Origin of the sequence: Halioxenophilus aromaticivorans (genome assembly GCF_042850945.1) — a bacterium.
In the GTDB taxonomy this organism is placed as follows: Bacteria; Pseudomonadota; Gammaproteobacteria; order Pseudomonadales; family Cellvibrionaceae; genus Halioxenophilus; species Halioxenophilus aromaticivorans.
The window spans coordinates 1056219-1082072 of the sequence record NZ_AP031496.1 but is presented as its reverse complement, the minus strand read 5'-3'; the positions used below and the strand labels follow the sequence as shown (position 1 = coordinate 1082072).

Below are 25854 nucleotides of genomic sequence, written 5' to 3'. Positions count from 1 at the left end.
GCTACCCCACCCAGTAGACCAGGCCTTGCAGGCACAGGGCGGCAAAAAAGCCGGCCAGTATGTCATCAATCATGATACCCAGGCCGCCGTGCACGTGGCGGTCGAAGTAGCTGATGGGCCAGGGTTTTAGGATGTCGAAAAAGCGAAACAACGCAAACCCCAACAACAGCCAAAACCAATGCTGGGGAGCAGCGATCAGCGTGATCCACAGGCCCACAAACTCATCCCAGACAATGCCAGAGTGATCGTGTACTTGCAGCTCGTCACTGGCTTGGCGGCAAATCCACACGCCGGCCACCGCCGCTAGAAGAACCAATATCGCGTATGCCCATAAAGGTAATTGCAACAACGCAATGGCAAACGGCATGGCCGCCACCGTGCCCACGGTGCCCGGCGCCCAACGGCTACAACCCGAGCCAAAGCCGAAAGCCAACAACAGTGAAGGTGAGCGCAGCAAGCGACGAAAGGACGGTGCCGGAACGGCGGATTTATCGGCGCGAGACATCAGAAGTGCTTATAGCCACTAACATCGCATTCTACGATACGGCCGTCACTCAGACAGACACAATCCGGGCCGCGCACAATTTCGCCAATGGCAGTGATATCCAGTTTGTGCTTTGCTTGCAGCTCTTCTAGACGGGCAATTTTTTGCGGTGGTACGGTAAAGCACAGCTGGTAGTCATCGCCACCGGTGAGCGCCCAAGCTAGGGCCACGTCCGGATCGGTTAATTTGCGCACGGGCTCCGAGATAGGCAAGCGCTCGGCCTCAACCACGGCACCAACACCACTGGCTTTGCAAATGTGTTTTAAGTCCGCCATTAGGCCATCGGATACATCAATGGCAGCGCTGGCCACAGCGTTGATGATTTTACCCTCGCGCACTCGCACCTTGGGCGAGTAGTAAGCTTGCATCATGTAGCCAAAGGCGGATTTACCGACGTCCAATTGTTTTTTGATCACCGCCAATGCGGCGGCACCATCGCCCACATTGCCAGTGACAAAAATGATGTCACCCACCCGTGCGTCGGAACGCAGCATGGCTTTGCCAGGCTCTACACTGCCATGGACTTGCAGAGTGATCGCCAGTGGGCCGCGAGTAGTATCGCCCCCGACCAAACACAGGTTGAATTCCTCGGCGGCGCGAAACAAACCACGGCTAAATCCGGCTAGCCAATGGCTTTCGGAAGTGGGCATGGTGAGCCCCAAGGTCATCCACAATGGGTCAGCGCCCATAGCGGCGAGGTCGCTCACGGTTACCCGCACGGCGCGTTCGGCAATGAGTTCTGGATCAGCATTTTTCGGGAAGTGCACGCCGCCAATCAGGGAGTCCATGGACATGGCCAACTGATGGCCCGGGGGTACGGTCACTAGGGCGCAATCGTCACCGATGCCCAGGTTAACGCCATAGGAGGCCACCTGGCCGGCAAAATATTCTTCTATTAGATCGAATTCATTGATGTTGGCCATGCCTTCCTGCTCCCGCTTGCCACGCCTGCCTTGGCGCCGTGTTTTGTGACCTTTGGCTACCCGCGATGGTTGACTTCCACCGAGCGCAGCTCAGCGGATACCTTATCCAACACACCGTTGATAAACTTGTGCGCATCGGTGGCACCAAATTTTTTTGCCAGCGACACCGATTCATTGATCACCACTTTGTAGGGCACGTCGATGCGCTGCTTTAATTCATAGCAAGCCATGCGCAGTAATGCCAGCGTGATTGGGTCCAGTTCGTTGAGCGCGCGACCTTGCAGATGGGGTACAAACACCGCTTCCAGCTCACTAAGCTGTTTGGGCACTTCGTGCAGAATCTCGTGGAAGTAGGCAACGTCCACGGGTTTCATGTCGTAGTCGGTACGAAACTCGGCTTCGATTTTGTTGATGTCGCTGCCGGACATATGCCATTGATACAAGGCCTGCATGGCGTAGTGACGGGCTTTACGGCGGGCTGCGGGAGAGTTGCTCACAGGGCTTATACCTTGCCTAATACAGAGACCATTTCCAACGCGGTAACGGCGGCTTCTTCGCCTTTGTTACCGGCTTTGGTACCGGAACGTTCGATGGCCTGCTCAATGGAATCCACTGTGAGCACACCAAAGGTGATGGGCACACAGGCGGTTAACGATACCTGAGCCAAGCCCTTGGTGCATTCACCGGCAACGTAATCGAAGTGCGGCGTGCCACCGCGAATCACCGCACCCAGGGCAATGATGGCATCAAACTTACCACTGGCGGCGATTTTCTGAGCCATGATAGGAAACTCAAAGGCGCCGGGAACATAGTAAATGGTGATGTCTTCCTCGGCCACGCCGTGGCGACGCAAGGTATCCAAAGCGCCGGATTTGAGGCTCTCTACAACAAAGCTGTTCCAGCGGCTAACGATCAGCGCGTACTTGCCTTTGACGTCGCAAAAATCGCCTTCAATGACAGTAATTCCACTCATGATATTTCCTCTGTCTTGGCGCAGCTGGGCTGCGCTGTTTGGGGCCTTTGGCCCGCACTGTAATTCCTGGGATTAGTTACTGGGGTTAGTTACTGAGATTAGTGCTCGGTGTTAGCCGGCGCGTCGGTGCGCTCTACCACTTCTAAGTCGAAACCCGATAGCGCACTAAATTTCAGCGGCGCGGCCAGGATATTCATCTTGCGCACCCCCAGATCGCGCAGCATTTGTGCGCCGGTACCCACTTGGCGGTACACCATATCCTGGGAGGTAGCCTTCTTTTTACCAGCCAGCATCCAGTCAATGCTTTCGTCAATTTCTTTGGTAGACATGCTATGGCAAATCAGGGCCACCACACCGGTACCCTGCTCGGCCACGTACTTCAACGCCTGCTGGAAGGTCCAAGAATTGTACTGCTTGTCGCTTTCACGCAGGATGCTGAGCAGATCGCGGGCGGCATCCAGCACGTGCACACGCACCGGCACAGCATCGTCGGGATTAATATCCCCTTTCACCATGGCGTAGTGCAATTCAGAGCTGGCCAAATCCTTATAAGTGTAGAGCGTAAATTCGCCATAGGCTGTTTCCACACGGCGCTCGTTGATGCGCTCCACGGTTTGCTCTTTCACGGAACGGTAGTGAATCAAATCGGCGATGGTGCCGATTTTTAAATTGTGCTGCTTGGCAAACACTTCCAAATCCGGACGGCGCGCCATGGTGCCGTCTTCGTTCATAATTTCAACGATCACCGCGGCTGGCTCTCGGCCGGCTAAGCGCGCCAAATCGCAACCGGCTTCGGTGTGGCCAGCACGGCTCAACACGCCACCAGGTTGGCACATTAAAGGAAAGATATGCCCCGGTTGCACAATATCTTTGGCTACGGCATTAGCGGCTACCGCAGCGCTAACGGTGCGCGCGCGATCGGCGGCGGAAATACCCGTGGTAACCCCTTCTGCCGCTTCGATGGATACCGTAAACGCGGTGGAATGCGCAGCCCGGTTATCACTCACCATCAGTGGCAAATCCAGAGTTTGGCAGCGCTGCTCAGTGAGCGTCAGGCAAATTAAGCCGCGCGCGTGGGTGGCCATAAAGTTGATGTCTTCCGGCCGCACCATATCGGCGGCCATAATCAGGTCACCTTCGTTTTCACGGCCTTCGTCGTCCATGAGAATAACCATCTTACCTTGTCGTAAGTCTTCGATGAGTTCTTCTACGGTATTTAACTGCATAGCTTGCCTTGTGCGTTGTAATTTATCTGTGTGCCTGGGCTGTTATGACTTAGCCACGGTGGAAACCGTGCTCGGCTAAAAAGGCCAGGTCTATGTTGCTGCCTTGAGCCTGGGCGGCTTTATCACCCAGTAACAGGCGCTCAAGATAGCGCGCAATGACGTCCACCTCGAGATTGATCTCGGTCCCCGCTTGGTACTGCTCAAATATGGTCTCAGCCATGGTGTGCGGCACAATGGCGAGTTCAAACCGATCGCCATCGATGGCGTTCACGGTAAGGCTAGTACCATCTACAGTAATGGAGCCTTTGTGGGCGATGTATTTCGCCAACTGCGCCGGAGCCTGCACCCTAAAGCGCTCGGCCCGAGCATCGCTGTGCTGGCTGACGATGGTGCCCACGCCATCGACATGGCCACTGACAATATGCCCACCCAGACGGCTGCGGGGCGTAAGAGCTTTTTCCAAATTGACCTTGCGGCCTTTCTGCCACTGGCCAACGGTTGTGTGGGTCAATGTCTCCACCGACACATCGGCCCAGTAGCCATCGCCGGGCAGCTCCACCACTGTTAGGCAAACACCGTTGGTGGCGATGGAATCCCCGAGTTGTACGTCAGATAAATCCAGTTTGCCGGTGCCAATGCGCAGTCGCACGTCGCCGCCTTTGGGTTCAACAGCAACAACTTCACCAACGGCTTCAACAATGCCTGTAAACATGGCTATTGGGCTCCAGTACTGCCAGCCCCCTGGGGCTTGGCGGTTATTTGCCAATCCGAGCCAACGGCGCGGATGTCGGTTATTTGCAAGTGGTGTTTTCCGGCCATGGTTTCAATGGGCAGCTGTAACAGAGGCCGCGCCGCCGAGCCCATCAGCACCGGCGCCATAAACACGATTAATTCGTCCACCAAACCCTGGGCGACAAACTGCCCAGCCAGGGTTGGCCCGGCCTCCACTAACACCTCGTTACACTGGCGCTGGGCCAGGGCCTGCAAAAGGGCTGGCAAGTTTACCCGCCCGGACTGCCCAGGCAAAGCCAAAAGGTCAACATTTTCTCGCTCAATGGCAGGCCCGTGGCCCGTTACCCAAAGGATTGGACCCGGTGTTTGGAACAATGGCTCCTGGCCGGTCAGGCCGCCCTGCCCATCCAATACCACACGCAATGGCTGGCGCACGCCGCTGTACACCGGGTGGCCGGCAGGCATCTGAGCCGTACTGGCAGGCAACTGATCGGCACGCACGTTGAGCCGCGCCTGATCCAATGCCACGGTGCTGTGACCGCTGATAACAGCACAACTGCGCGCGCGCAGGGCCTGTACCTGGGCGCGCGCCGCCGAGCCTGTAATCCATTGGCTTTCGCCACTGGCCATAGCAGTCCGGCCATCCAAGCTCATGGCCAGCTTAACGCGAACATAGGGCCGCTGACCGCACATCCTGGCATTAAAGCCTGGGTTTAATGCGGCGGCCTCGGCTTCCAGAACCGGGCCGGCCACGGCAATGCCCTTGCTGCGCAAATACGCCAAACCACGGCCGCTGACACTAGGGTTCGCGTCTTCACAGCCGAACACCACTCGGTCAACACCCGCCGTAGCCAATGCCTCGCAACACGGGCCGGTACGCCCATGATGACTGCAGGGCTCTAGGGTGACGTAGGCCGTCGCTCCCCTAATACGGCTGCGGTTGGCTGAGGTTACCGAATTAAGCGCATTAATTTCAGCGTGGGGACCACCCGCCGCCACGTGAAATCCCTCGCCGATAACCTCATCATCGACCACCAACACACAGCCCACCCTGGGGTTGGGCGATGTGGTGTTTAATCCAAGACGCGCCAAACCCAACGCTCGCGTCATATATTGAGCATCAAGGGTGTCAGTGGAGGGCTGGTGAGAGGGCATGATTGCGGTTGCTTTTATGGGTGTCTTGTTAGTGGAAGTCTTGTTATTGGATGTCTTGTTAGCTTTCTTAGCGATTCGGTTAACATGGGTGTCTTGATTACGCTCGATTCTTACAACGTAATTATGGGTGTCTTGATTGCGCTTGATTGCGCTTTCAAGCGACTTAATATGGGTGTCTTGTTAGCGCTGTTCTAATGGGTGTCTCGTCAGCGCGTCTTTATTAGCGCGAGCGCTGGTTAACACGAGTGGCTCGAAGGCAAGACCCCGATTTCGCGCTTAACTGTGGGGTGGACCCAACGAATAGTAATGCCTCCGTTCGGTCAACGGTTCTATTTACGCTCGCCGCTTTCCAATCGTTCAATTTCTTGCCGAAACTCGTTTAAGTCTTTGAACCGGCGGTAAACGGATGCAAAACGCACGTAGGCGACTTCATCCAGGCCCCGCAGCGCTTCCATGACCTGCTCTCCAATCACTCTGGATTTGATCTCTCGCTCACCGGTGGCTTGCAGAAAGTGCTTAATTTGCGCCACGGCGCTTTCGATGGCTTCGGTGGACACCGGCCGCTTTTCCAAGGCCCGCAGAAAACCCGCACGCAGCTTCGATTCATCAAAGGGCTCGCGGATGCCGTCGTTTTTAATCACCCTGGGCATCAGTAATTCAGCCACTTCGTAGGTAGTAAAACGCTCTTTGCACGACAGACATTCCCGCCGGCGGCGCACCTGGTCGCCTTCCGCCACCAATCTGGAATCGATGACCTTGGTTTCTACTGCTCCACAAAACGGACAATGCATAGCCCATTTGACCCTGTTAGTATGTTGATCAACCCGCCAGTTTGGCCACCTGCCAAAGCTGATTCGGCGTTTAAAAAGTTGCGGCATGGTAGCACAACTGTGATAAAACTCTTGCAAGCAAATCGTCCCGCCTATCGATAAGGAATCGCCCAACGTGCTGTATTTATGGCTAAAAGTGCTTCATCTGTTTTTTGTGGTGTCTTGGTTTGCCGTGTTGTTTTATCTGCCGCGCCTGTTTGTCTACCACGCGCAATGCGACGACCAAGCCGGCAATGAGCGCTTCAAGGTGATGGAGCGCAAGCTCTACAAAGGCATGGGCACTTTCACCATGCTCGGCACTCTAATCTTCGGCACGGCACTGATCAGCTTGAATCCCGCCGCGTACTTTACCTCCGGCTGGATGCACGCCAAACTCACCTTGGTAGTGCTACTGATTGGCTACCACCATATGTGCGGTGCATTTGTGAAGCGTTTTGCCCGGGACGAAAACCTACGTGGCCATGTGTTTTTTCGCTGGTTTAACGAAGCGCCGGTGTTAATACTGCTGGGCATCCTGATTTTGGTGATCGTAAAGCCGTTTTGATGCTTATTAACAGATTGATATCCAATATTAACAATCCAATGTCGAAAGACATGCGTGTATAAAACGTTTCGTACGTTATAAGGATATCGTTGCTATAGTTAGGTAGCACAGGCACTGTAAAGAACAGATGCAATGCCGAGCACGTGCACTAAAGAGCATATGCACAATAATGTAATCAGAATCACTGACTTAATATAAGGTGATTATCACGCCAGAGCCCGAGTGTTAGCCACACCGTCATCAACAACAGGGAACAGGGCCTGCCCATACTCAATTGTGAGGCGCTAGCCGTATGATGACTCCTGCCAACCAGGCCACCCCTGTGGTGCTTAGCCTGAACGCGGTGGACCCCAGTGGAATTTCGGGGTTACATAACGATATCGAAACCTGCGCCAGCCTAGGCGCTCATTGCCTGGGCGTTGCCACCGCCATTCTTGCCCGGGACACCACTGAAATAAAAGAAGTCGCGTCCACTGACCCAGGCTTGGTCATTGAGCAAACCCGCGCTCTATTAGAAGATGTACCGGTCAACATTGTTAAAAGCAGCATGCTGACCAGCGTGGAAAACATCGAGGTTCTGCACTCCATCCTAGAGGATTACCCAAATCTACCGCTGGTGTTAGAGCCAACCCTGGTCCACTCCCGCGCCGACAACCACGCCGACCTGGCCGCCATGGCAGAGGCCTCCAGCAATTTGCTGTTACCACGGGCGCATCTGGCCATCATGGCACACAGTAGCGTGTTTGATTACTCCAAAGCCGCCGACAACTTAGATGCCAGCGCCGCAGAAATACTGGAAACCGGCTGTGAGCACCTACTGTTGATGGGCTTAGAAAAAGGCGCCAGCACAACCTATTGCAAGCTCTACAGTCAACGCGGAGCCATGCGCAGTTACAGCAATGAAGGCCACCTTGGCGCGCCCTTATCCAATGCCGCTGCCGTACTCAGCGCCTGTATCTCCGCCTACCTGGCCCACGGCGTACAACTGCAAGAGTGCGTGACCTTGGCCCACAAATTTACCATACTCTCATTGTCGCAGGCTCGCCGAATCGGCATGGGCCAACCAGTACCCGACCGCATGCACTGGGCCCGCGAGAACAACTCCGCCAAGCATTAACGCCCCAGCCGCGTTAAACTGCTCAACCAATTAATCCCACTATTAATCCCAAACCGAGCATCTGAGGTATCATAAGCACCTCTTGTGCCCGTTTGGGTACGATACTCGTAGATTTATCGTTTTAGCCGGAAGGAAAGCCGTATGAGCCGCTCTGAGCAGATGTTTACCCAAGCCCAAAAATATATCCCTGGTGGCGTTAACTCACCAGTAAGAGCATTTAAAGCCGTTGGCGGCACCCCTGTGTTCTTTCAAAAAGCCAAGGGCGCGCATCTGTTTGACGTGGATGACAAACGCTATATCGATTATGTGCAATCCTGGGGACCCATGGTGTTAGGCCACGCCCACCCGGATGTCATTGCAGCGGTGGTAGATAAAGTACAGCACGGCCTGAGCTTTGGTGCGCCCACAGAAATTGAAACCACGTTGGCGCAAGAACTCACGCAAATTATGCCCGGAATGGACTTGGTACGGTTTGTAAACTCCGGCACCGAGGCAACCATGTCGGCCATCCGCCTGGCTCGAGGTGTTACCGGCCGCGATAAAATCATTAAGTTTGAAGGCTGCTACCACGGCCATTCCGACTCCCTACTGATCAAAGCCGGCTCCGGGGCACTGACCATGGGCGTACCCAGCTCCCCTGGCGTACCGGAGTCCTTGGCGCAACACACCGTTACGCTAACCTACAACGACATTGCCGGTGTGGAGCAGGCCTTCGCCGACATCGGCGACCAAGTGGCCGGTGTAATCGTAGAGCCTGTGGCGGGCAACATGAACTGCGTACCGCCAGTGCCGGGCTTTTTGCAATGCCTACGCGCCCAGTGCGACGCCCACGGCGCTCTGCTCATTATCGACGAGGTAATGACCGGTTTTCGCGTTGGCCTAACCGGCGCCCAGGGTCACTATGGCGTCACTGCGGACATCACCACTCTGGGCAAGGTCATGGGCGGCGGTATGCCGGTGGGTGCCTTTGGCGGCAAGCGAGAAGTGATGGAGCAGATTGCACCACTTGGCCCTATTTATCAGGCCGGAACACTGTCGGGCAACCCGGTGGCCATGGCGGCGGGTTTGGCCAACCTACAGCACGTCAAAGCCGAGGGATTTTATGAAACACTGAGCGTCAAAACCGACACGTTAATACACGGCTTAACCGCCCTGGCCAACGACGCCGGCATTGCTTTTACCACCAACCATGTAGGCAGTATGTTTGGGGTTTTCTTCACCGAAGAAGCTAAGATTACCAATTATCAACAGGTGATGGCCTGCGATATTCCGCGTTTTAATAAGTTTTTCCACGGCATGCTGAAGCGCGGTGTTTACCTGGCGCCGGCCTCGTACGAAGCCGGGTTTATGTCTGCCGCACACAGCAGCGACGACATCGACCAAACCCTACAGGCCGCGAGAGAGGTTTTCGCAACGCTTTAGCGGTTTGCCCAGCGCCGTAACCATTAGCGCCCGGCGGAAATAAAAAACCTTAATTAAAAGGTGAAATAACGCACACAGCCGCAAAAAAAGGCCAAAAAAATGGATAGTCCCAACAAAGGCTATCCTTTTTTATAGCAATTCGATAAATGGATTGGCCAAGCAACCGTTGGCAATCAATCTTTCGGCTCTATACCAAATTCCGCCACAATATCTTGCAGCCGAATTACTGCATGCTCGCTTACTGACACCACAGCAAATCCAGCCCATTGCATGTCTTCGGATTCCGACATGGATTCAGCGGTCCATAGACAAGTTGCATGCAGCGCCAGCTCGGAGCAGCCGTTAATGTGGCGGGGCAACAAAAACTTCAACGAGTAAGTTAATGATTGCTCAGCTCCCTTGGGGCACATCAACATAAATCCGTGGGAGTGCAAATCCATAATCACCCCGAGTGTAGAGTCGTTGCCCAAGTCGATAACTTGTACATTGTCATCCAGCGGGTAACGAGGCTCGGAACGACGATCCGAATCTTGGCCGAGGGGCTGATCAGTCATAATTAATGCACGCTCTCAGGCGTTTTACTGGGGTTGGCTTGCATGGTTTCAAAAATATTTTCCAAGGCGCGTTCAAAGAAAGGTTTGGTACTACCGATAATAACTCGCGCTTTGCGGGCCAGCATGTCTCGGGCCAGCTCTAGTCCGGTTTTCATACCGACCTTTTTGCCGGTCTGATCCACCAGCATATAGTGCGAGGTTTTGGAGTTGTACCAAGCCACTTTCAATCGCTGACCTTCGTCAAATTCAAACCAGGTGCCAAACTCAATCATTTTAAGGCTTTCTACCAAGCGGACTTCTTCTTCGCTCATACGATCGCTGGTAACCTGGGCTTTGCCAGCTTTTTGCGCAGCCATGGCTTCCAGTTTTTGCCGCATGGGAGGCGGCGCGGTCTCCACCTCGCGTTTGGTAATGGCGGTGCGCTGAACCCTAGAAAGGGCTTCCACCAGCTTGGACGATTTGCCTTGGTCGTAGCCAATCGTCTCAAGCCCGGCTTCCATTTGATCTAACAACTCGTCTTGCATTTCCAGCTGACGAGCCCGGTCGTCGGGGCTGTTTTTGGGCTGCACACTCCAAATGATGTCGTCGATAAATTTTACCGCCCGCGCCCAGCTGTCCGATTGATCACCGTAACGCAGCAAAATAAACGCTAAATAATCACTCCACGGCTGCAATAAGAGTAGCAACAATGCAGACGGTAACTCTTTGCCGTCGGTGCGCTTGCGCACTTCATTATTGACACGGATTTTAACTTCGCGCAGTTTCTCTTCACCGTGCACCTTTTCCATGGCGCGTTTTTCCATCAGCTCCTGCCGACGCAAAACTTTTTTGGTGTAAGAACTGAAGTCCACCAGCAGTTCGGCAAACAAACGCACGTCGTCTGTAAATTCTTCAAGCACCCGCGATACCGTGGTTTTGATTTTTTCGTAAATATCAAACTGGCTGCTACCGTCATTGGCCACCCAACGCACGCCGGCCTCGGCCAAATTATTTAACAGCAAGCGGGCCGGGTGCTCGCTTTGTTCAAAGAACTCGGCATCCAGGAAAGCCACCTTCAGATAGGGCGTGTGTAGATAACTGAGCAGGGCTTTAACGTTGTCGGGCAGGCAATCATCGGACAGCATGTAGTCAAACAACATGCCCACCAATTCGATGACGTGCATGTCGTCGGCTTCTACCGCTCCGTCCGCCGCTTCTTTGGCCAGTTGTTCGGTAAGCTGCTCGGTAATTTGGGCAACTTGCAAAGGCTGCAACACATCCGCGGTAGCCTGGCGAATATTGACGATCTGCTCTTGCATGGACTGCAGAGCACCCACCAACTGCTGGTTGGTAAACACCGTCATGGGCCGGCCGCCCGCAGCGCCGCCGGCAACAGCCCCCGGAGGCATGGCACCCGCGCTGTAACGCGATGGGCTGGTTTGATACTGGCCGGCGAATCCGGCCAGGGCTGAAATGGGTACCGGGTCGTAGCTGACCGGCGCGGCTTGGTGACCATCCATAGCGGCAAGACCACCGTAGTTTTGAATCTCGCGGATGGCGCGCAGCAAGTTGGCTTGATGCTCATAGCTGGCGTGCTGATCAAACTGAGGTTGGCCAAAGGTTGGCGCCTGTTCCATGCTGGCCGGGTCTGGCACAAATTCGGTCTGATATTGAGTGGCGGCGGTGGGTACGTCACCCTGGCTGCTGTGTTGGTGGAACGTGAGGTCGGGCAGGATGCCCTCACCCACCAAGTACTCGTTAACCTGGTTTAGCACGTGATCCAACTTCACCATAAAGTGCCGTTCAAACACATCTACGGCCAACAGCTTGGCTTTCAAATTGACTTGAATTGCGCCCAACGCCTTGCGAAAAGACTCGCAAAATTGAATGGGCGATACAGGGTTACTGGCATCATTTACCGGTAAGTCGCCCAGCAGCTTTGAAAAACGCTTGTTAAGCAACCACAGTAATTCAACGTGGCGGGTATCCGCCCGACGAGCAACCGAGGAAACCGCAATGGCTTCTTCCAGTTCTTCGTTGCCTAACAAAGACAGGTGATTGTCATCACTGGTGGCGGGGTGGGTGTTCAAGTCACCCTGTTTGAACTTTACAAACCCTTCGGCCAAAGCGCCGCACAGGTGGCGTTCAAGCTCTGGCAGGTGGTGGCGAAAGCTGCGCTGGATCTCGATAAGCGCATTTTGCTCGGCATTTGAGCCGGCTGCCTGGGACTGCTCTGCTACACGTTCGCACAGTGCCTGGTAGAAAAACCGAATTTGTTCCTCTGAGTAATCTACAACGATTTTTTGGCACGACTTTAGGCGTGCAATCAGTTGCAGCTCCGCGTTACTTTGTGGCGATGTTTGTCTCGAGTGCATGGCTTGCGCTTGTTTAAGTGAAGTTTCGACGCTGTGTGCGGACTAAGCAAGTTAATACCACCACCTCTAAGCATAGTTAATGCTTGCTCACTTACCCAGTTCAGCTTCCCTAACAGGCGCACCATTTGACTCACCCTGGACGTATAAACTGCAACTTACAAGCAAACATCAAAGCGGCTTGAATGTGGGTTCTACCGTGACGCAACGCGCCCGCTACCCAGAGACCATGAGGCAATTTCCCTATGACCCATCTCTAATGTAGCTCAAAGATTAGCGAAATAAAGACACATTAAGCAACAAAAAATCGGATTTGCGATATTTTGTGCACCACCGAACAGAATTGTTAACGCTGTTAGTGTTGGCCTATCACTAATTTGCGTTATTAGGATAAGCCAACTTCCTAAGGTTTAATTGTAAAACTTCACTCCCCGGCCCCAGGTAACGCAAACCCTGGCGAGCAAATTGGCTGGCCTGCGCACTCTCTCCTAGCTGCCAATAGGACTGCGCCAATATCAGATACAGCTCGGGCTGACGGCGATTGACGCGCAGGCCGCGCTCGGCCTGCTCAATGGCCGTGCTCCAATCCTGCTGTGCCTGGGCTTGGTTAGCGGCAATGATAAACTGCTGCTCGATGGGCACCGCCGTGGACGGCGCCGAGGCTGGATCGCCTGTCTGCGGCACACGCGGCGGGGGCGACGGCTCCATAGGTTGGCTATCTACAACTTGTACCTCGCCGGGCACGGAAGGCGGTGTTTGAGTTATGGCACTGCCGGCGCACCCAGTTATAAGTGTGACCAGGGGAATAAGCCCTGCCCCTGGCAGTGATCTGATTAATGAGATCCGCATGGTTAGTACATCCTTCTTAAAGTCGGCTGCCCGCAGTAGCCACTAGTTATTTTCATCCCATAGGCGACGCCACCAAGACTCACGCCGCTTCATGCGCTCACAATTGGCCCGTTGATGAGGCTGCGTGCCTTTAACAAAGGGCAGCAACAGAGCCCCCTGGCACTCACTACCGCTGAGCATACCGCTGGCGGCATCCACCCATACGAAGGTAACCTCCGGCGGCTGCACTCGGTTAATACTCTCAGACGGCAGTTGTTTAAACAATGCTCGCCACACTGGCAGAGCACCGGTTGCCCCGGTCAATGGCAGCGGGGCGTTGTCGTCACTGCCGACCCAAACCACGCCGAGATCAGAGCCGGTATACCCGGCAAACCAGCTGTCACGCTGATCGTTTGTGGTGCCGGTTTTGCCCGCCACCGACAGCGACTCCGGCAACTGGGTGTACAATTTGCGCGCGGTACCCTGGCGTGCCGTAATTTGCATGGCAAAATCGATCAGATAAGACGCATTAGACGATATGGCCTCCCGCGCATTGAGCGGATAGCGACGCAGGCGCGCACCATCAGCGGCATAGACTTCGCGAATGGCCCGTAACGGCGAGTAGATACCCTCGTTAGCGAGGGTGTGAAAATAATCACTCACCACCAGGGGCGACAAATCAACAGCGCCCAGCACCACCGCCGGCACCTCGGCAATGGCCTGTTCAACCCCCAGCCTATGGACCGTATCAACCACTTCATCAATGCCTATCTCCAGCCCTAATCGGGCGGCAGCTTGGTTGTAGGAATTGGCCAAGGCGGTATACAGCGGCACCAAACCGTGATCGATGCCGGAAAAATTGGTCGGTGTCCACACATCGCCATTGCGTAATTCGTGCTCCACCGGGCCATCGTCCAATGGCGTGGCCAAGGTAAAATTACCGCTTTCCAGAGCGGTGAGATACAGCGCGGGTTTAATCAATGAGCCGATGGCTCGCTGGGTATCCAGGGCTCGGTTAAAGCCGTGATAGCGCGGGTTTCTGTCCCCAACCACCGCGCGCACCTCGCCACTGCCCACGGCAGTGACCACCACCGCACCCTGCAGTTGACTGGCAGGGATTTTATATTGGGTTTCCAATTGTCCCAGGGTTTGGGATAGCGACTCCTCGGCCATGGTTTGCACACTGGGCGCCAGGGTGGTGTAGATGGTTAAGCCATCGGATTGCAGAAGCTCGAGGGGATAATCGCGCAGCAGTTGTTGTTTTACCAAGCCCACAAAGGCGGGATACGCGTGTTGGCTTGCAGGCGATTTCACCACCGTCAGTGGTTGAGCCAGGGCGTGGGTCAATTCCACATCGGTGATTAAGCCACTATCGCGCATCACTGCTAGCACCGTGTCGCGCCGGGCTTTGGAGCGTTGGGGCTGACGCCAGGGGCTGTAAAATGAAGCACCTTTGACCAAGCCAACCAGCAAGGCGATTTCTTCTGTATTCAGCGCGGACACATTTTTATTGAAGTAAAACTGCGACGCCAAGGCAAAACCGTGGATGGCACGATTGCCGCTTTGACCCAAAAACACTTCGTTGAGGTAGGCCTCCAGGATGTCGCTTTTGCTGTAATGCCACTCCAGAGACAGCGTCATCAAGGCTTCGTTTAGCTTGCGAATTAAGCTGCGCTCGTTGGTTAAATACATGTTCTTAACCAACTGCTGGGTGAGGGTGCTGCCGCCCTGAACCACGGCGCCGGCTTTTAGGTTGGCCATAAACGCGCGCGAAATAGCGCGCAGAGAAATACCGTGATGATCCATAAAGCTGCGATCTTCCACCGCCAGCAGGGTTTCTCCCAATAGCGGAGGAATCTCTTGCAGACGGGTGAGCACACGGTCTTCCCCGGTGGCAGGATAAATAGAGCCGATTTCTTTCGGCTCTAGGGCGACGATGGCATCGTCGGCGGTGAAGCTGTCAATTTGCTGGGCATCTCTACTGGTAAAGGTTAACGCCAGCGGCAGCGCTGGGATCATTTCGGCACCCAATTTGTGCGCCCGGCGATACACTTCCACTCGGTTACCCTGCCAAGAAAATTGCCCTGGCCGCACCACCTTTTCCACCGGCTGATAATTCAGCCCTTTCAGCTCCAAGCGCAGCATTTGCGCGGACACCGGCGCTCCGGCGTAAAGCTCCAGTGGCCGAGCATAAATGCGAGCCGCTAACTCCCATTTGGCACCGGCAAAGCGGTCGCGCACCTTGTGGTCCATCCAGCCCCAATAGCCGGCGAACAGGAGCACCGCCGCCAGGCCCACATAAAATAGGCCACGCCAGATTCGGCCGCGCCAACTGACGGTGGTTTTTTTAGCGGAATTGCGGGAAGCGGGTTTTTTGCGAGTTTTGGAGGGTTTTCTGGCTGCCATGGCGCGGCAGTTTAGCGACAACACCGCTGGAATGCACCGCTTTTTCGCCACTACTGAGACACGTATCCAGAGCGATTTGCATGGCACCTCCCAGCCCAGGCAGCTTCTGGACAGCCGTGGGCTAAACTCTTATGGTATCGCGTTTACATTACCGGGAACTCACCGTGAAAGAATACGACATTTACGCCATTGGTAACGCCTTGGTGGATACCGAAATCGAAGTTAGCGACGAAGATCTCACTCGTTTTGGTATAGAGAAAGGGTTTATGACCCTGGTAGACGAAGACCGCCAGGTTGAACTAACCAAACTGCTGGCCAACCACCTAACGGCATCCCGCCGGGCCAGTGGCGGCTCAGCCTGTAACACTATCATCGCTGCCAGTTACTTCGGTGCAAAAACCTTTTACAGCTGCAAGCTGGCCGAAGACGACAATGGGGCTTTCTATTTAAACGACTTAGAACGCGCCGGCGTTGATTACCTGCCGGAGTTTGCTAGTAACCAGGGCACCAGTGGCAAATGTTTGGTATTAATCACCCCAGACGCCGAGCGCACCATGAACACCTACCTAGGCATTAGCGCCACCATCGATGCCCAGCAAATTCACGCCCCGGCGGTGACCAACGCCAAATACGCTTATTTAGAGGGGTATTTAGCCTCCTCCGATGTGGCCACCGACGCCTGCTTACAAATCAAAGCACTGGCCAAACAGGCCGGCACTAAGGTTGCGCTGACCTTTTCTGACCCATCCATGGTGAACTACTGCCGGGATAACTTGGTTAAAATCATTGGCGACGGCGTAGACCTGTTATTTTGCAACGAAACCGAGGCCATGGATTTCACCGGCGCCGACAACCCGGAAGCCGCCATCGCCGAGCTGAAGAAAATCGCCGGTCAGTTTGTGCTTACTCAGGGTGCAGAAGGCGCTTTGGCCTTTGATGGCGACAGCCTGCACAAAATTGAGGCTCACTCCGTACAACCTAAAGACAGCAACGGTGCGGGAGATCTGTTCGCTGGTGCATTCTTGTACGCCATCAGTCACGGCCACACCTTTGCCGAAGCTGGCAAGCTGGCAAGCCTCGCCTCCGCGCAATTGGTGACGCAATTTGGTCCGCGTTTGTCACCCGAGCAATACGACGACATCCGCGCGCGCAGCTGGGGCTAACGGCCGAGCGGTGCTTGCAAGGCCGGTTTTAGACGAGCTGCTTGCCCATAATCGGCAACTCAACAGGCCGAGCTCCGACGGCCAACAACCCAACCATGGAAGTAATCGGTTACAGTCAACGACCTTTTGGTTTGCCGTGTAACAAAACGTTTACAGAAACTCGCCCGATAACAATCATTGGGCGTTTTTTTGACAGAAGTCCCGTTTTTCTTGTGTTCTTCGCAAACTTTCTCTTGCCTTTTAACCCGCGAGTAGTAAGCTAGTTTTCGTTTAAATGTCGGTAGAACCTCACTTGTCACACCTTTCATCGCGTCCACATGCTTTCCGTTTCAACCAAACCTCAGCAGTGCCACGTCTTGTGTATCAAGCAACAACCGTATTTAACGTTTCGGCTCATTAGAGCCATTTAAAACTGAGCACCAGGCTCCGAGACCCACATTGTGCGCCCGTCGCACAACGGTTAAAGGCCCAGCCCAGATAAAAACTTTATATACAGGACTAACATCATGGCCAAATCAGTCGGCACAGTTAAATGGTTCAATGAAACCAAGGGTTTTGGATTTATCTCTCAAGAGTCTGGTCCAGACGTTTTTGTTCACTATAGCGCGATCACAGGCGACGGCTTTAAGTCACTTGCTGAAGGTCAAAAAGTTGAAATGGATGTAACCGACGGTAAAAAAGGCCCACAAGCCGAAAACGTTATCGCTGTATAGGCCTAGCGTTACACCTTTGTGTGGGGGCACCGGCATCGCCGGCGCCTCACACATCTTGGCCACCTGCTCCGCCCCCTACCTTCGCTTCCACCTCGCCGCAATCGCATCGCCTCAATCGCCTCGCTTCAAACACGCGTACACCAAGCCCATCAATGAAAGACCCTCTTTTGGCAACCCATCTAGCGTGCCCGTAACCCGCTAAAGGTTGCCCAGACCATGGACTTGCTTCATGATGTCAATCAGACAATGACCGTCTTATTTTTAATGGCGGGATAATGTGCTTGCACCCCAGTCCCACACAGACCTTAGTTTATCGACACGCTTTGACCTGACTGTTAGTTGTTGTGAAGTTGAACCAACTTGGCTCGGAGGCAATAAGGAATGATCCGCACGGTATTTAATCGCAAGGGTGGCGTTGGCAAATCCACCATCACTTGCAACCTCGCCGCGGTGGCCGCCGCTCGCGGTAAACGCACCCTGGTAATCGATATAGACCCACAAGCCAATAGCACCAACTATCTTGGTCAAAATGGTAACGACAACGTTGTGGGCATGCCGGAATTTTTCGATTCGCAAATCAACTACAGCTTTCGCGATTTTGGCGCGGACGACTTCGTCCGCCCTACGTCCTTCGATAACTTATTTTTGGTATCGGCCAACCAAGATTTAATCGATTTGGAAACCAAGCTTGCCGCCCGCCACAAAATCTATAAATTGCGCAGCTTTTTAACCGAACTGAGCAAGCTCTACGATGAAATCTTCATCGACACACCACCGGTGCTGAATTTTTATTCCCTATCAGCTTTGATTGCCAGCGACCGCTGCCTTATCCCCTTCGATTGCGATATTTTTAGCCGCGATGCCCTATTTGAGCTGCTGGAGAACATTAAAGAAGTGAAAGAAGATCACAACCCGAAGCTGGTTATTGAGGGCGTGGTCATTAATCAGTTTTCCGCCCAGGCGAAATTACCCAGCCAAGCCGTGGCTGAGTTAAAGCAGGCCGACCTGCCCATTTTAGAGCCGTTTATTTCCAGCTCGGTGAAAATCCGCGAATCCCACCGCAGCCACAAACCGCTGGCGTTTTTTGCCCCCAAGCACAAAGTCGCCCTGGAGTTTGATCAACTGTATGCCCATTTAAGTGGCGAGCCAGGCACAAGCCAACCTGCTCCGACGGCCACAGCGACTAGCGAAACCACCGAACAAGAACCCGCCAGCGCCTAACCCGCGCTGCGGGTTATTTTTGCTGTTGAAATAACTGGGCCACCATGGGCGCAAAGTAGGTCAAAATGCCGTTGGCACCCGCTCGTTTAAAGCCCAGCAGAGATTCCAGCACCACCGCATTTAAATCCAACCAACCGTTTTGCGCCGCTGCTTGCAGCATGGCGTATTCACCGCTCACTTGATAAACATAAGTCGGTACCGACAATTCATCCTTCACCCGGCGCACAATATCCAAATACGGCATGCCCGGTTTTACCATCACCATATCAGCCCCCTCGGCGAGGTCCAGGGCAACTTCCTGAATAGCTTCGTCGGAATTCGCCGGGTCCATTTGGTAGGTAAATTTATTGCCGCCTTTTAAATTACCGGCAGAGCCTACGGCGTCACGAAAGGGGCCATAGAAGGCCGATGCATACTTAGCCGAGTAGGCCATGATTAAAGTATTAACGTGGCCCTGGGACTCCAAGCAAGCACGGATAGCCCCGATTCGACCATCCATCATATCCGAAGGCGCAATGACGTCGGCCCCAGCCTGGGCGTGGGACAAAGCCTGCTTAACCAAGGTATCCACAGTGACATCATTCAACACGTAACCTTGTTCATCAATGATGCCGTCCTGGCCGTGGGTGGTGAAAGGATCCAGAGCCACATCGGTCATCACGCCGAGCTCAGGGAAGCGTGCTTTAAGCGCCCGCACTGCGCGCTGGGCCAGACCCTCGGGGTTGTATGACTCCTCCGCCAACTCGGATTTAGCGCTGGCGGGAGTTACTGGAAACAAGGCCACCATAGGAATGCCCAGAGCCACCCAGGTTTCGGCCTCTTCTAACAGTAAATCAATACTCAGCCGTTCCACTCCAGGCATGGAGGTTACGCTCTCGCGCTGCTGGCTGCCTTCCAGCACAAACACAGGGTAGATTAAGTCATCCACAGTCAGATTATTTTCCCGCCCTAGGCGACGTGAAAATTCGTTGGCGCGTAATCGACGCATGCGGGTGGCGGGATAGCTTCTCATGGACCATACTCTCAACAGTGGTAACAAAAACATCATACTACGCGGGTTCATTCGCAAATAAACACGGCGCTGCCGAATGTGCGTGAAACAATACGGCGGGTTAGATCAACTTTACTTGTAATATTTCGCTATTAAAACCCAAAGTTTTACACTGGCTTACTCCACTCATCCCTCAATTTTTCCTGTTTAGTGACTAACTCACAGAATTCGTGCATAGGCTTGAATATAAACTGTGGATAATGAAGCTAAAAAGTCACAATTCGCTGCCTTGCCGCCTCTGGCGATTTTTTAACCACCACGAAACCTCTGTTACGCCGAGCGTCAAACTGTTTCATAAATCAACAACATTAACTTTTTTTGCACTACACAGTAACACTCGCCCAATGGCATTCGCCGGCGAGGTGCATTGCAGTGACAGTGTATAAACACCTAACCCCCAAGAAGTTAAAGTCGATTCGAGCTATTGTGGATAAAGGTCGTGTGAAACATCTGTCGCGTTGGGCGTGACTCATGTCCAAGCGCTTGACGAGCGCGCCGAATATTGGCCTAACGATGGCGGTAAACAAACTGACATCGAGCGTAAATTTAAAGCAAAAAAAATCGCCGTATTGTTAATCAACACGGCGATTTTTTTGCAATTGTTAACCCTAGCTTTTGAGCGTTAAACTTTTCTTACTGTGACATTGTTTGCGTGACATTGACAGCAATTAAAATCCCGCCCGAGGGCAAGCGATGGGTAAAGACAGAAAACCGTTAATTAAACATTTCCATTAACCGGTGACCAGGGTCATCGGCACGCATAAAGGCTTCGCCCACCAAAAACGCATTGACGTTGTGGCCACGCATCGCAGCGATATCGTCAATAGTGTTGATGCCGCTTTCGGTCACCACCATGCGATCATCAGGAATAGACTGCAGTAAATCGAAGGTGGTATCTAAGGTCACTTCAAAATTGTGCAGGTTGCGATTGTTGATACCGATTAAGCGATTGGGTAACTGTAAGGCGGTTTCCAATTCTTCGGCGTTATGCACCTCAACCAGGACATCCATGCCCAGCTCCATAGCCAGCTCATTTAAGGCCTTTAAGCGCTCCGGCTGCAAACAGGCCACAATCAATAGAATGCAATCGGCACCAATGGCGCGAGCTTCAAATACTTGATACTCGTCAACGATGAAATCTTTACGAATTACCGGTAGGTCAACTTCCAAGCGCACTTGCTGCAGATATTCATTGCTGCCCTGGAAAAAATCCACGTCGGTAAGCACCGATAAACAGGCGGCACCCCCGCGGGCGTAACTGCGGGCGATTTCTCCAGGGTAAAAATCTTCCCGTATCACACCTTTACTGGGCGAGGCTTTTTTAATTTCGGCAATAACAGCGGCATGGCCCTGGGCGACTTTCTGCTCCATGCCGTTAACAAAACCGCGCGGTGTATCGTTGTTGTCTTTGATGATTTGGAGCAGTTGATCACGGTTGACCTTTTGCTCGCGCTCGCGGATTTCCTCAAATTTTCTGGCAACAATCTTACGTAATACTGTAGGCGTTTCCATGATGCTTCTCTTTCTGTGTTTGGTTCGTCCATAGACGAATCAGCGGTTGTGTGCTGTTGGCTAATCTGGTTGTTAGCTGACTGTTAGTGTTCGGCAAATACGGCGCTAAACGCCATCAGCTCAGACACTTTCTCTTTTGCCAAACCACTGCCCAGGGCATCCTGCGCCAGGGTAACACCCTCGGCCAAGCTCGCTGCAGCGCCGCTGACATAAATAGCCGCTCCGGCATTTAGGGCGATAAGATCTTGCGCTTTTTGTGCCAAATCTGTTTTCTCATTGCCCAACGCTGCGCGAACCAGCGCCAGGCTCTCTTGGCTGTTGGCCACAGTTAAGCCAGTGAGCTCTTGCCGGGCGACACCGAAATCTTCCGGCGCGATACTGAACTCGGTCACCTCTCCTGCGCGTAGCTCAGCCACGTGGGTGGGTGCGGCCAGAGAGATCTCATCCAGGCCGTCTTCGGCGTGAACCACCAACACATGCTCGCTGCCCAAACGGCCCAGCACCTCAGCCACCGGCCGGCACAGCGCTTTATTGAACACACCAATGACCTGACGCTTTACTCCGGCGGGGTTGGTAAGCGGCCCCAGAATATTAAAAATGGTACGCAGGCCCAGCTCCTTACGCGGGCCTATAGCGTGCTTCATGGCGCTGTGATGGGCCGGTGCAAACATAAAGCCCACACCTAAGGCTTCGATACAGCGGCCTACCTGCTCCGGTGACAGCGCCAGGTTGATGCCAGCGGCTTCGAGCAGATCCGCACTGCCGGTACTGGAAGAAACCGAGCGATTACCATGCTTTGCCACACGTCCACCGGCAGCGGCCACCACAAACGCAGCCGCGGTTGATACGTTAAACAAATCAGCGCCATCGCCACCGGTGCCGCAGGTATCGACCAAATCGTCTGCGCCCAGCTCAACTTTGGTTGCCAGGGCGCGCATTACTTGAACGGCGCCGGTGATCTCATCCACGGTTTCGCCTTTGAGGCGCAACGCCACTAAAAATCCACCAATTTGAGCGTCGGTGGCCTGGCCGGTCATGATTTGCTGCATAACCGCGGCCATTTGTTCGGTGCTGAGGTCTTTGCCTTCCACCACCTGGGCCAATGCGGCCTTAATATCCATCACTTCATCCTCCTTGTTGTTATTGTTTGGATTAGCCATCGATAAAGTTCTGCAATAGGGCATGACCATGATCGGACAGGATCGATTCCGGGTGGAATTGCACACCCTCTATGGCCATGTCTTTATGGCGAATACCCATAATCTCTTCCATCTCACCGGACTCGGTTTGCGTCCAGGCTGTAATTTCTAAGCAATCCGGCACTTGGCTTTTGTCCAATACCAGGGAGTGGTAGCGTGTTGCTGGGTATGGGCTAGGTAGGTTGCGAAACACCCCCACGCCATTGTGGTGCATTTGTGAAATTTTGCCGTGCATGATTTGGCCGGCTCGCACGATGCGCCCACCAAAGGCTTGACCAATACTCTGGTGGCCCAAGCAAATGCCTAAGATCGGCACCGCGCCACCCAAGCGGCTGATTACTTCTAATGAGACGCCGGCATCATCTGGGTTGCCGGGGCCAGGTGAAACTACGATTTTGTCGGCCCCCAGGTCGATAATTTCATCCACACTGAGCTCATCATTACGAATGACTTTAACCTCAGCGTTTAGCTCGGCCAAGTACTGCACCACGTTGTAGGTGAAGGAGTCGTAGTTATCGATCATTAATATCATGGCTATTCCTCCTACAGCACCATATCCACAGCGCGGAACATGGCCCTGGCTTTATTCATGGTTTCTTTCCACTCCAGCTCGGGCACGGAATCCGCCACCACCCCGGCTCCGGCTTGCACATATAAGGTGCCGTCTTTGATCACCGCCGTACGAATGGCGATGGCGGTATCCATGTTGCCATTCCAGCCAATATAACCAACGGCACCGCCGTAGATGCCGCGTTTTTCGTTTTCCAGCTCGTCGATGATTTCCATGGCGCGAACCTTGGGGGCGCCACTCAGAGTTCCCGCCGGCAAGCTAGCTTTAAGTACGTCCATGGCCGTCAAACCTGGGTTGATCTGGCCGGTGACGTTGGAGGTGATGTGCATAACATGAGAATAGCGCTCCACCACCATTTTGTCGGTGAGTTTTACGGTTCCTGTCTGCGCCACCCGGCCGACGTCGTTACGCCCCAGATCGATGAGCATTAGGTGTTCGGCGATTTCTTTCGGATCGGCCAGCATTTCTTGTTCCAAGGCAAGATCTTCCGCCTCGGTTTTGCCACGGCGGCGAGTGCCAGCGATGGGCCGCACGGTGACCTCACCGTGCTCCAAACGAGCCAGGATCTCTGGGCTAGAACCCACAACCTGGTGGTCGTCCAGATCCAAGAAGTACATGTAGGGCGAGGGATTCAGGTTGCGCAGAGCTCGGTACAAATTAAACGGTGATGCGGCAAACGGAATGGACAAACGCTGGGATAGGACCACCTGCATGGTATCGCCTGCCAGTACATGCTGTTTGATGGAATCAATGGCGTTATGGAAGTTATCTTCGCCGAAGCTGGAGGTAAATTGGCCTTCACGGGCCTTTTCGCCACTGAGTTTGATCAAATCCGTGCGCGGCGCGGGCTCGGATAAACTCGCCTGCAGGCTATCCAAGCGAGATTGCGCCTTTTGGTAGCCGTGGTCATTGGCTTCAGCAATCACAATCAACAGTATTTTGCCGGCCAAGTTGTCAAACACCAACACCTCTTCGGACACCATCAGCAAAATATCTGGAGTGCCGATTACGTCACGGTTTTGGCCTTGCTTGAGCTTTGGCTCCACATATCGCACGCAGTCGTAGCCAAAGTAGCCCACCAAGCCGCCACTGAACTCCGGCAGGCTGTCCATGGATGGAACCTGATAACGGCTGCGGAAACTCTCCACAAAGCTCAGTGGATCGGGGGTGGTGAGGGATTCAATCAATTTGCCCTCGCGACGCACTTCGACCTTATCACCGCGCGCGGTAAGCACGGTTTTGGCCGGCAGACCGATGATCGAGTAACGGCCCCATTTTTCGCCACCATGGACCGACTCAAGCAGATAAGAATAAGGCCCCTGGGCCAGTTTCAGGTAGGTCGACACTGGCGTGTCTAAGTCGGCCAACACTTCCCGATAGACGGGAATGCAGTTGTAGCCTTGCTGTTGATATTGGGTAAATTGTTCTGGCGTCATCGTTGTAATCCTGTGCAGTAGGCCAGCCACTGAAATCAGTGATTGTTGTAGCCTGCCTTAGGCAAATTGAGTACGAGCAGCCCTAGTAAAGGGCAAAAAGGGTCAGATTAGCGACGCCATCGCCAAGAGTGGTGGTTGACCTTAGCGGTCAATTGAGAGGTGACTGTCATGTTGCAGATAGTAAACATGGGTGGATTGTACCGAGTTCCTGGCGGTCAATTTTCGGCGCTAGTGTAGCCACCCTTTGAAGTGGAGTCCAGTTTCAATTGGGGGCCAACAATTGCGCCAAGTTATCGCCCAACCAAACCGGGTTATATTGGCTGAGGTCATCGCCACGGGCATAGCCGTAGCTGACTGCCAAACAGGGTACTTCAGCGGCATTGGCGGCCAGCAAATCGTTGCTGGAATCGCCCACCATCACGGCATTATCCGGGCGCACAGAAAAACGCTGCAGCATGGTATTGAGCATCAACGGATCTGGTTTACGCGTGGCCAAACACTCGCCGCCCAGCTGATCGGCAAAGTAATGGGCGATGCCCAGGCCCTCTAGCATGGCAGGCACAAACTCAATGGGCTTGTTAGTCACCACCACCTGGCTAACGCCGTGATCGGCAAAAAACGCCAAAGTCTCCGCCACCCCAGGGAATAGAGCCAAATTATGATCCGCAGTGTGGGCATAGTGCTTACGAAACGCCTTGATGGCGCTATCCAGCTGGGCCGGAGCCATACCAGCAAAATTGATCGCCTGCTGCACCAACAGCCGCTGACCACCGCCCACCCAAGTGCGCACCAAAGCCTCCCCCGCAGGCGAAGCCCCCAATTCTTCCAATGCCCGGTCCACGGCCAGGGCAATACCCGGCACACTGTCGACCAACGTGCCATCCAAATCGTACATCACCAACTCAGGCAAACCACCCAACAACTGGGCCAAAACGGTACTACTGGGGGACTGTGAACTCATTACCCAAGATCTCACTCAACTCAATACAAGCCAACACTGTAACCACAAACCCACACCATGTCTCGCCCCACTAAGTAAGACACCCATGTGAAGAGCTCCGTTTTACACGCCTTCTGCCTCACTATCGCTTCCTTATTGAGACACCCATGTTAAAGGAGCTTTCCTATCGAGACACCCATGCAAAGGCTTAGTCGTCCTTATTTAGGACACCCACATGCTGAGTGCATTATTAACCGTGGGTGTCTTGTAATCACCCACTAACAAGACACCCATGCTAAGGACTCCTTGTTCTTACTCAGGACATCCACACGCTGAGTGCCTTATTAACGTGGGTGTCTTGTTAACACGGCTCTTATTAACGTGGGTGTCTTGTTAACACGTCTTGTTAACACGTCTTGTTAACACGTCTTGTTAACACGTCT

General features: G+C 53.8%; 25 protein-coding genes. 7 read left to right on the top strand and 18 right to left on the bottom strand.

The features are described from left to right. Position 1: 1 nt before the first annotated feature. The 8 genes from ACGHM3_RS04745 to nrdR form a co-directional block, all read right to left on the bottom strand. Positions 2-505: a phosphatidylglycerophosphatase A gene (locus ACGHM3_RS04745; protein WP_345427766.1), complete on the bottom strand. Its 504-nt coding sequence runs from the start codon at positions 503-505 to the stop codon at positions 2-4. After that, positions 505-1467 carry a thiamine-phosphate kinase gene (gene thiL / locus ACGHM3_RS04740; protein WP_345427767.1) on the bottom strand — a complete coding sequence of 321 codons (963 nt, stop codon included), beginning with the start codon at positions 1465-1467 and terminating at the stop codon, positions 505-507. The genes ACGHM3_RS04745 and thiL overlap by 1 nt, the downstream gene beginning before the upstream one ends. Positions 1468-1523: 56 nt before the next feature. Continuing rightward, on the bottom strand, positions 1524-1964 hold the full coding sequence (gene nusB / locus ACGHM3_RS04735) for a transcription antitermination factor NusB (protein ID WP_345427769.1): 441 nt from the start codon (positions 1962-1964) through the stop codon (positions 1524-1526). 5 nt (positions 1965-1969) lie between these two features. Next, entirely contained in the window at positions 1970-2440 is a 471-nt protein-coding gene (gene ribE, locus ACGHM3_RS04730; RefSeq protein ID WP_345427770.1) for a 6,7-dimethyl-8-ribityllumazine synthase, read from the bottom strand. Positions 2441-2538: 98 nt separating this feature from the next. Beyond that, positions 2539-3666, bottom strand: a complete 1128-nt coding sequence (gene ribBA, locus ACGHM3_RS04725; protein WP_345427771.1) for a bifunctional 3,4-dihydroxy-2-butanone-4-phosphate synthase/GTP cyclohydrolase II — start codon at positions 3664-3666, stop codon at positions 2539-2541. A 49-nt stretch (positions 3667-3715) separates the two neighbouring features. Further along, a complete protein-coding gene (locus ACGHM3_RS04720; protein WP_345427772.1) occupies positions 3716-4378 on the bottom strand; it encodes a riboflavin synthase in 663 nt (220 codons plus the stop codon). A gap of 2 nt (positions 4379-4380) precedes the next feature. After that, on the bottom strand, positions 4381-5553 hold the full coding sequence (gene ribD, locus ACGHM3_RS04715) for a bifunctional diaminohydroxyphosphoribosylaminopyrimidine deaminase/5-amino-6-(5-phosphoribosylamino)uracil reductase RibD (RefSeq protein ID WP_345427774.1): 1173 nt from the start codon (positions 5551-5553) through the stop codon (positions 4381-4383). A gap of 329 nt (positions 5554-5882) precedes the next feature. Next, on the bottom strand, positions 5883-6344 hold the full coding sequence (gene nrdR, locus ACGHM3_RS04710) for a transcriptional regulator NrdR (RefSeq protein WP_345427775.1): 462 nt from the start codon (positions 6342-6344) through the stop codon (positions 5883-5885). 154 nt (positions 6345-6498) lie between these two features. Between nrdR and hemJ the strand changes: the two genes are divergently transcribed. The 3 genes from hemJ to hemL all read left to right on the top strand — a co-directional run bounded on the left by hemJ (position 6499) and on the right by hemL (position 9466). After that, positions 6499-6927: a protoporphyrinogen oxidase HemJ gene (hemJ, locus tag ACGHM3_RS04705; protein ID WP_345427776.1), complete on the top strand. Its 429-nt coding sequence runs from the start codon at positions 6499-6501 to the stop codon at positions 6925-6927. A 292-nt stretch (positions 6928-7219) separates the two neighbouring features. After that, positions 7220-8044, top strand: coding sequence for a bifunctional hydroxymethylpyrimidine kinase/phosphomethylpyrimidine kinase (locus ACGHM3_RS04700; protein WP_345427777.1), 825 nt, complete (start codon positions 7220-7222; stop codon positions 8042-8044). Between the two features lie 141 nt (positions 8045-8185). After that, positions 8186-9466: a glutamate-1-semialdehyde 2,1-aminomutase gene (hemL, locus tag ACGHM3_RS04695; RefSeq protein ID WP_345427778.1), complete on the top strand. Its 1281-nt coding sequence runs from the start codon at positions 8186-8188 to the stop codon at positions 9464-9466. A 173-nt stretch (positions 9467-9639) separates the two neighbouring features. On the opposite strand, the gene ACGHM3_RS04690 is transcribed toward hemL, so the two are convergent. The 4 genes from ACGHM3_RS04690 to mrcB all read right to left on the bottom strand — a co-directional run bounded on the left by ACGHM3_RS04690 (position 9640) and on the right by mrcB (position 15605). After that, entirely contained in the window at positions 9640-10020 is a 381-nt protein-coding gene (locus ACGHM3_RS04690) for a hypothetical protein (protein ID WP_345427780.1), read from the bottom strand. A 2-nt stretch (positions 10021-10022) separates the two neighbouring features. Beyond that, positions 10023-12374, bottom strand: coding sequence for a DUF1631 family protein (locus ACGHM3_RS04685; RefSeq protein WP_345427781.1), 2352 nt, complete (start codon positions 12372-12374; stop codon positions 10023-10025). A gap of 369 nt (positions 12375-12743) precedes the next feature. After that, on the bottom strand, positions 12744-13220 hold the full coding sequence (locus ACGHM3_RS04680) for a hypothetical protein (RefSeq protein ID WP_345427782.1): 477 nt from the start codon (positions 13218-13220) through the stop codon (positions 12744-12746). A gap of 42 nt (positions 13221-13262) precedes the next feature. Beyond that, entirely contained in the window at positions 13263-15605 is a 2343-nt protein-coding gene (gene mrcB / locus ACGHM3_RS04675) for a penicillin-binding protein 1B (RefSeq protein ID WP_345427783.1), read from the bottom strand. Positions 15606-15769: 164 nt separating this feature from the next. On the opposite strand from mrcB, the gene ACGHM3_RS04670 reads away from it, so the two are divergent. From ACGHM3_RS04670 to ACGHM3_RS04660, 3 genes are all read left to right on the top strand, one after another. Then, the gene (locus tag ACGHM3_RS04670) at positions 15770-16768 is read left to right on the top strand and encodes an adenosine kinase (protein ID WP_345427784.1); all 999 of its coding nucleotides are present in this window, start codon (positions 15770-15772) and stop codon (positions 16766-16768) included. Positions 16769-17274: 506 nt separating this feature from the next. Further along, complete coding sequence (locus tag ACGHM3_RS04665; protein ID WP_345427785.1) at positions 17275-17481, top strand: cold-shock protein; 207 nt, start codon at positions 17275-17277, stop codon at positions 17479-17481. 381 nt (positions 17482-17862) lie between these two features. Further along, positions 17863-18702, top strand: coding sequence for a ParA family protein (locus tag ACGHM3_RS04660; RefSeq protein ID WP_345427787.1), 840 nt, complete (start codon positions 17863-17865; stop codon positions 18700-18702). Positions 18703-18715: 13 nt separating this feature from the next. Here the strand turns inward: ACGHM3_RS04660 and hemB are convergent, their stop codons facing one another. Continuing rightward, positions 18716-19714 carry a porphobilinogen synthase gene (gene hemB / locus ACGHM3_RS04655; protein ID WP_345427788.1) on the bottom strand — a complete coding sequence of 333 codons (999 nt, stop codon included), beginning with the start codon at positions 19712-19714 and terminating at the stop codon, positions 18716-18718. Between the two features lie 503 nt (positions 19715-20217). On the opposite strand from hemB, the gene ACGHM3_RS04650 reads away from it, so the two are divergent. Next, positions 20218-20379, top strand: a complete 162-nt coding sequence (locus ACGHM3_RS04650) for a hypothetical protein (protein WP_345427789.1) — start codon at positions 20218-20220, stop codon at positions 20377-20379. Between the two features lie 88 nt (positions 20380-20467). Here the strand turns inward: ACGHM3_RS04650 and trpC are convergent, their stop codons facing one another. The 5 genes from trpC to ACGHM3_RS04625 form a co-directional block, all read right to left on the bottom strand. Next, positions 20468-21265, bottom strand: a complete 798-nt coding sequence (gene trpC / locus ACGHM3_RS04645; protein ID WP_345427790.1) for an indole-3-glycerol phosphate synthase TrpC — start codon at positions 21263-21265, stop codon at positions 20468-20470. Between the two features lie 83 nt (positions 21266-21348). After that, complete coding sequence (gene trpD / locus ACGHM3_RS04640; protein WP_345427806.1) at positions 21349-22386, bottom strand: anthranilate phosphoribosyltransferase; 1038 nt, start codon at positions 22384-22386, stop codon at positions 21349-21351. A 31-nt stretch (positions 22387-22417) separates the two neighbouring features. Beyond that, entirely contained in the window at positions 22418-22996 is a 579-nt protein-coding gene (locus ACGHM3_RS04635; protein ID WP_345427791.1) for an aminodeoxychorismate/anthranilate synthase component II, read from the bottom strand. Positions 22997-23007: 11 nt separating this feature from the next. Further along, positions 23008-24471, bottom strand: a complete 1464-nt coding sequence (gene trpE, locus ACGHM3_RS04630) for an anthranilate synthase component I (protein WP_345427792.1) — start codon at positions 24469-24471, stop codon at positions 23008-23010. A gap of 262 nt (positions 24472-24733) precedes the next feature. Continuing rightward, entirely contained in the window at positions 24734-25432 is a 699-nt protein-coding gene (locus tag ACGHM3_RS04625; RefSeq protein ID WP_345427793.1) for an HAD family hydrolase, read from the bottom strand. Positions 25433-25854 lie beyond the last annotated feature (422 nt).

Excerpts from the sequence above, each read along its gene's own strand:
- ACGHM3_RS04745 (WP_345427766.1), bottom strand. The coding sequence starts at position 505 with ATGTCTCGCGCCGATAAATCCGCCGTTCCGGCACCGTCCTTTCGTCGC.
- thiL (WP_345427767.1), bottom strand. The coding sequence starts at position 1,467 with ATGGCCAACATCAATGAATTCGATCTAATAGAAGAATATTTTGCCGGC.
- ribE (WP_345427770.1), bottom strand. The coding sequence starts at position 2,440 with ATGAGTGGAATTACTGTCATTGAAGGCGATTTTTGCGACGTCAAAGGC.
- ribBA (WP_345427771.1), bottom strand. The coding sequence starts at position 3,666 with ATGCAGTTAAATACCGTAGAAGAACTCATCGAAGACTTACGACAAGGT.
- ACGHM3_RS04720 (WP_345427772.1), bottom strand. The coding sequence starts at position 4,378 with ATGTTTACAGGCATTGTTGAAGCCGTTGGTGAAGTTGTTGCTGTTGAA.
- ribD (WP_345427774.1), bottom strand. The coding sequence starts at position 5,553 with ATGCCCTCTCACCAGCCCTCCACTGACACCCTTGATGCTCAATATATG.
- nrdR (WP_345427775.1), bottom strand. The coding sequence starts at position 6,344 with ATGCATTGTCCGTTTTGTGGAGCAGTAGAAACCAAGGTCATCGATTCC.
- ACGHM3_RS04700 (WP_345427777.1), top strand. The coding sequence starts at position 7,220 with ATGATGACTCCTGCCAACCAGGCCACCCCTGTGGTGCTTAGCCTGAAC.
- hemL (WP_345427778.1), top strand. The coding sequence starts at position 8,186 with ATGAGCCGCTCTGAGCAGATGTTTACCCAAGCCCAAAAATATATCCCT.
- ACGHM3_RS04690 (WP_345427780.1), bottom strand. The coding sequence starts at position 10,020 with ATGACTGATCAGCCCCTCGGCCAAGATTCGGATCGTCGTTCCGAGCCT.
- ACGHM3_RS04685 (WP_345427781.1), bottom strand. The coding sequence starts at position 12,374 with ATGCACTCGAGACAAACATCGCCACAAAGTAACGCGGAGCTGCAACTG.
- ACGHM3_RS04680 (WP_345427782.1), bottom strand. The coding sequence starts at position 13,220 with ATGCGGATCTCATTAATCAGATCACTGCCAGGGGCAGGGCTTATTCCC.
- mrcB (WP_345427783.1), bottom strand. The coding sequence starts at position 15,605 with ATGGCAGCCAGAAAACCCTCCAAAACTCGCAAAAAACCCGCTTCCCGC.
- ACGHM3_RS04665 (WP_345427785.1), top strand. The coding sequence starts at position 17,275 with ATGGCCAAATCAGTCGGCACAGTTAAATGGTTCAATGAAACCAAGGGT.
- ACGHM3_RS04660 (WP_345427787.1), top strand. The coding sequence starts at position 17,863 with ATGATCCGCACGGTATTTAATCGCAAGGGTGGCGTTGGCAAATCCACC.
- hemB (WP_345427788.1), bottom strand. The coding sequence starts at position 19,714 with ATGAGAAGCTATCCCGCCACCCGCATGCGTCGATTACGCGCCAACGAA.
- trpC (WP_345427790.1), bottom strand. The coding sequence starts at position 21,265 with ATGGAAACGCCTACAGTATTACGTAAGATTGTTGCCAGAAAATTTGAG.
- trpD (WP_345427806.1), bottom strand. The coding sequence starts at position 22,386 with ATGGATATTAAGGCCGCATTGGCCCAGGTGGTGGAAGGCAAAGACCTC.
- ACGHM3_RS04635 (WP_345427791.1), bottom strand. The coding sequence starts at position 22,996 with ATGATATTAATGATCGATAACTACGACTCCTTCACCTACAACGTGGTG.
- trpE (WP_345427792.1), bottom strand. The coding sequence starts at position 24,471 with ATGACGCCAGAACAATTTACCCAATATCAACAGCAAGGCTACAACTGC.
- ACGHM3_RS04625 (WP_345427793.1), bottom strand. The coding sequence starts at position 25,432 with ATGAGTTCACAGTCCCCCAGTAGTACCGTTTTGGCCCAGTTGTTGGGT.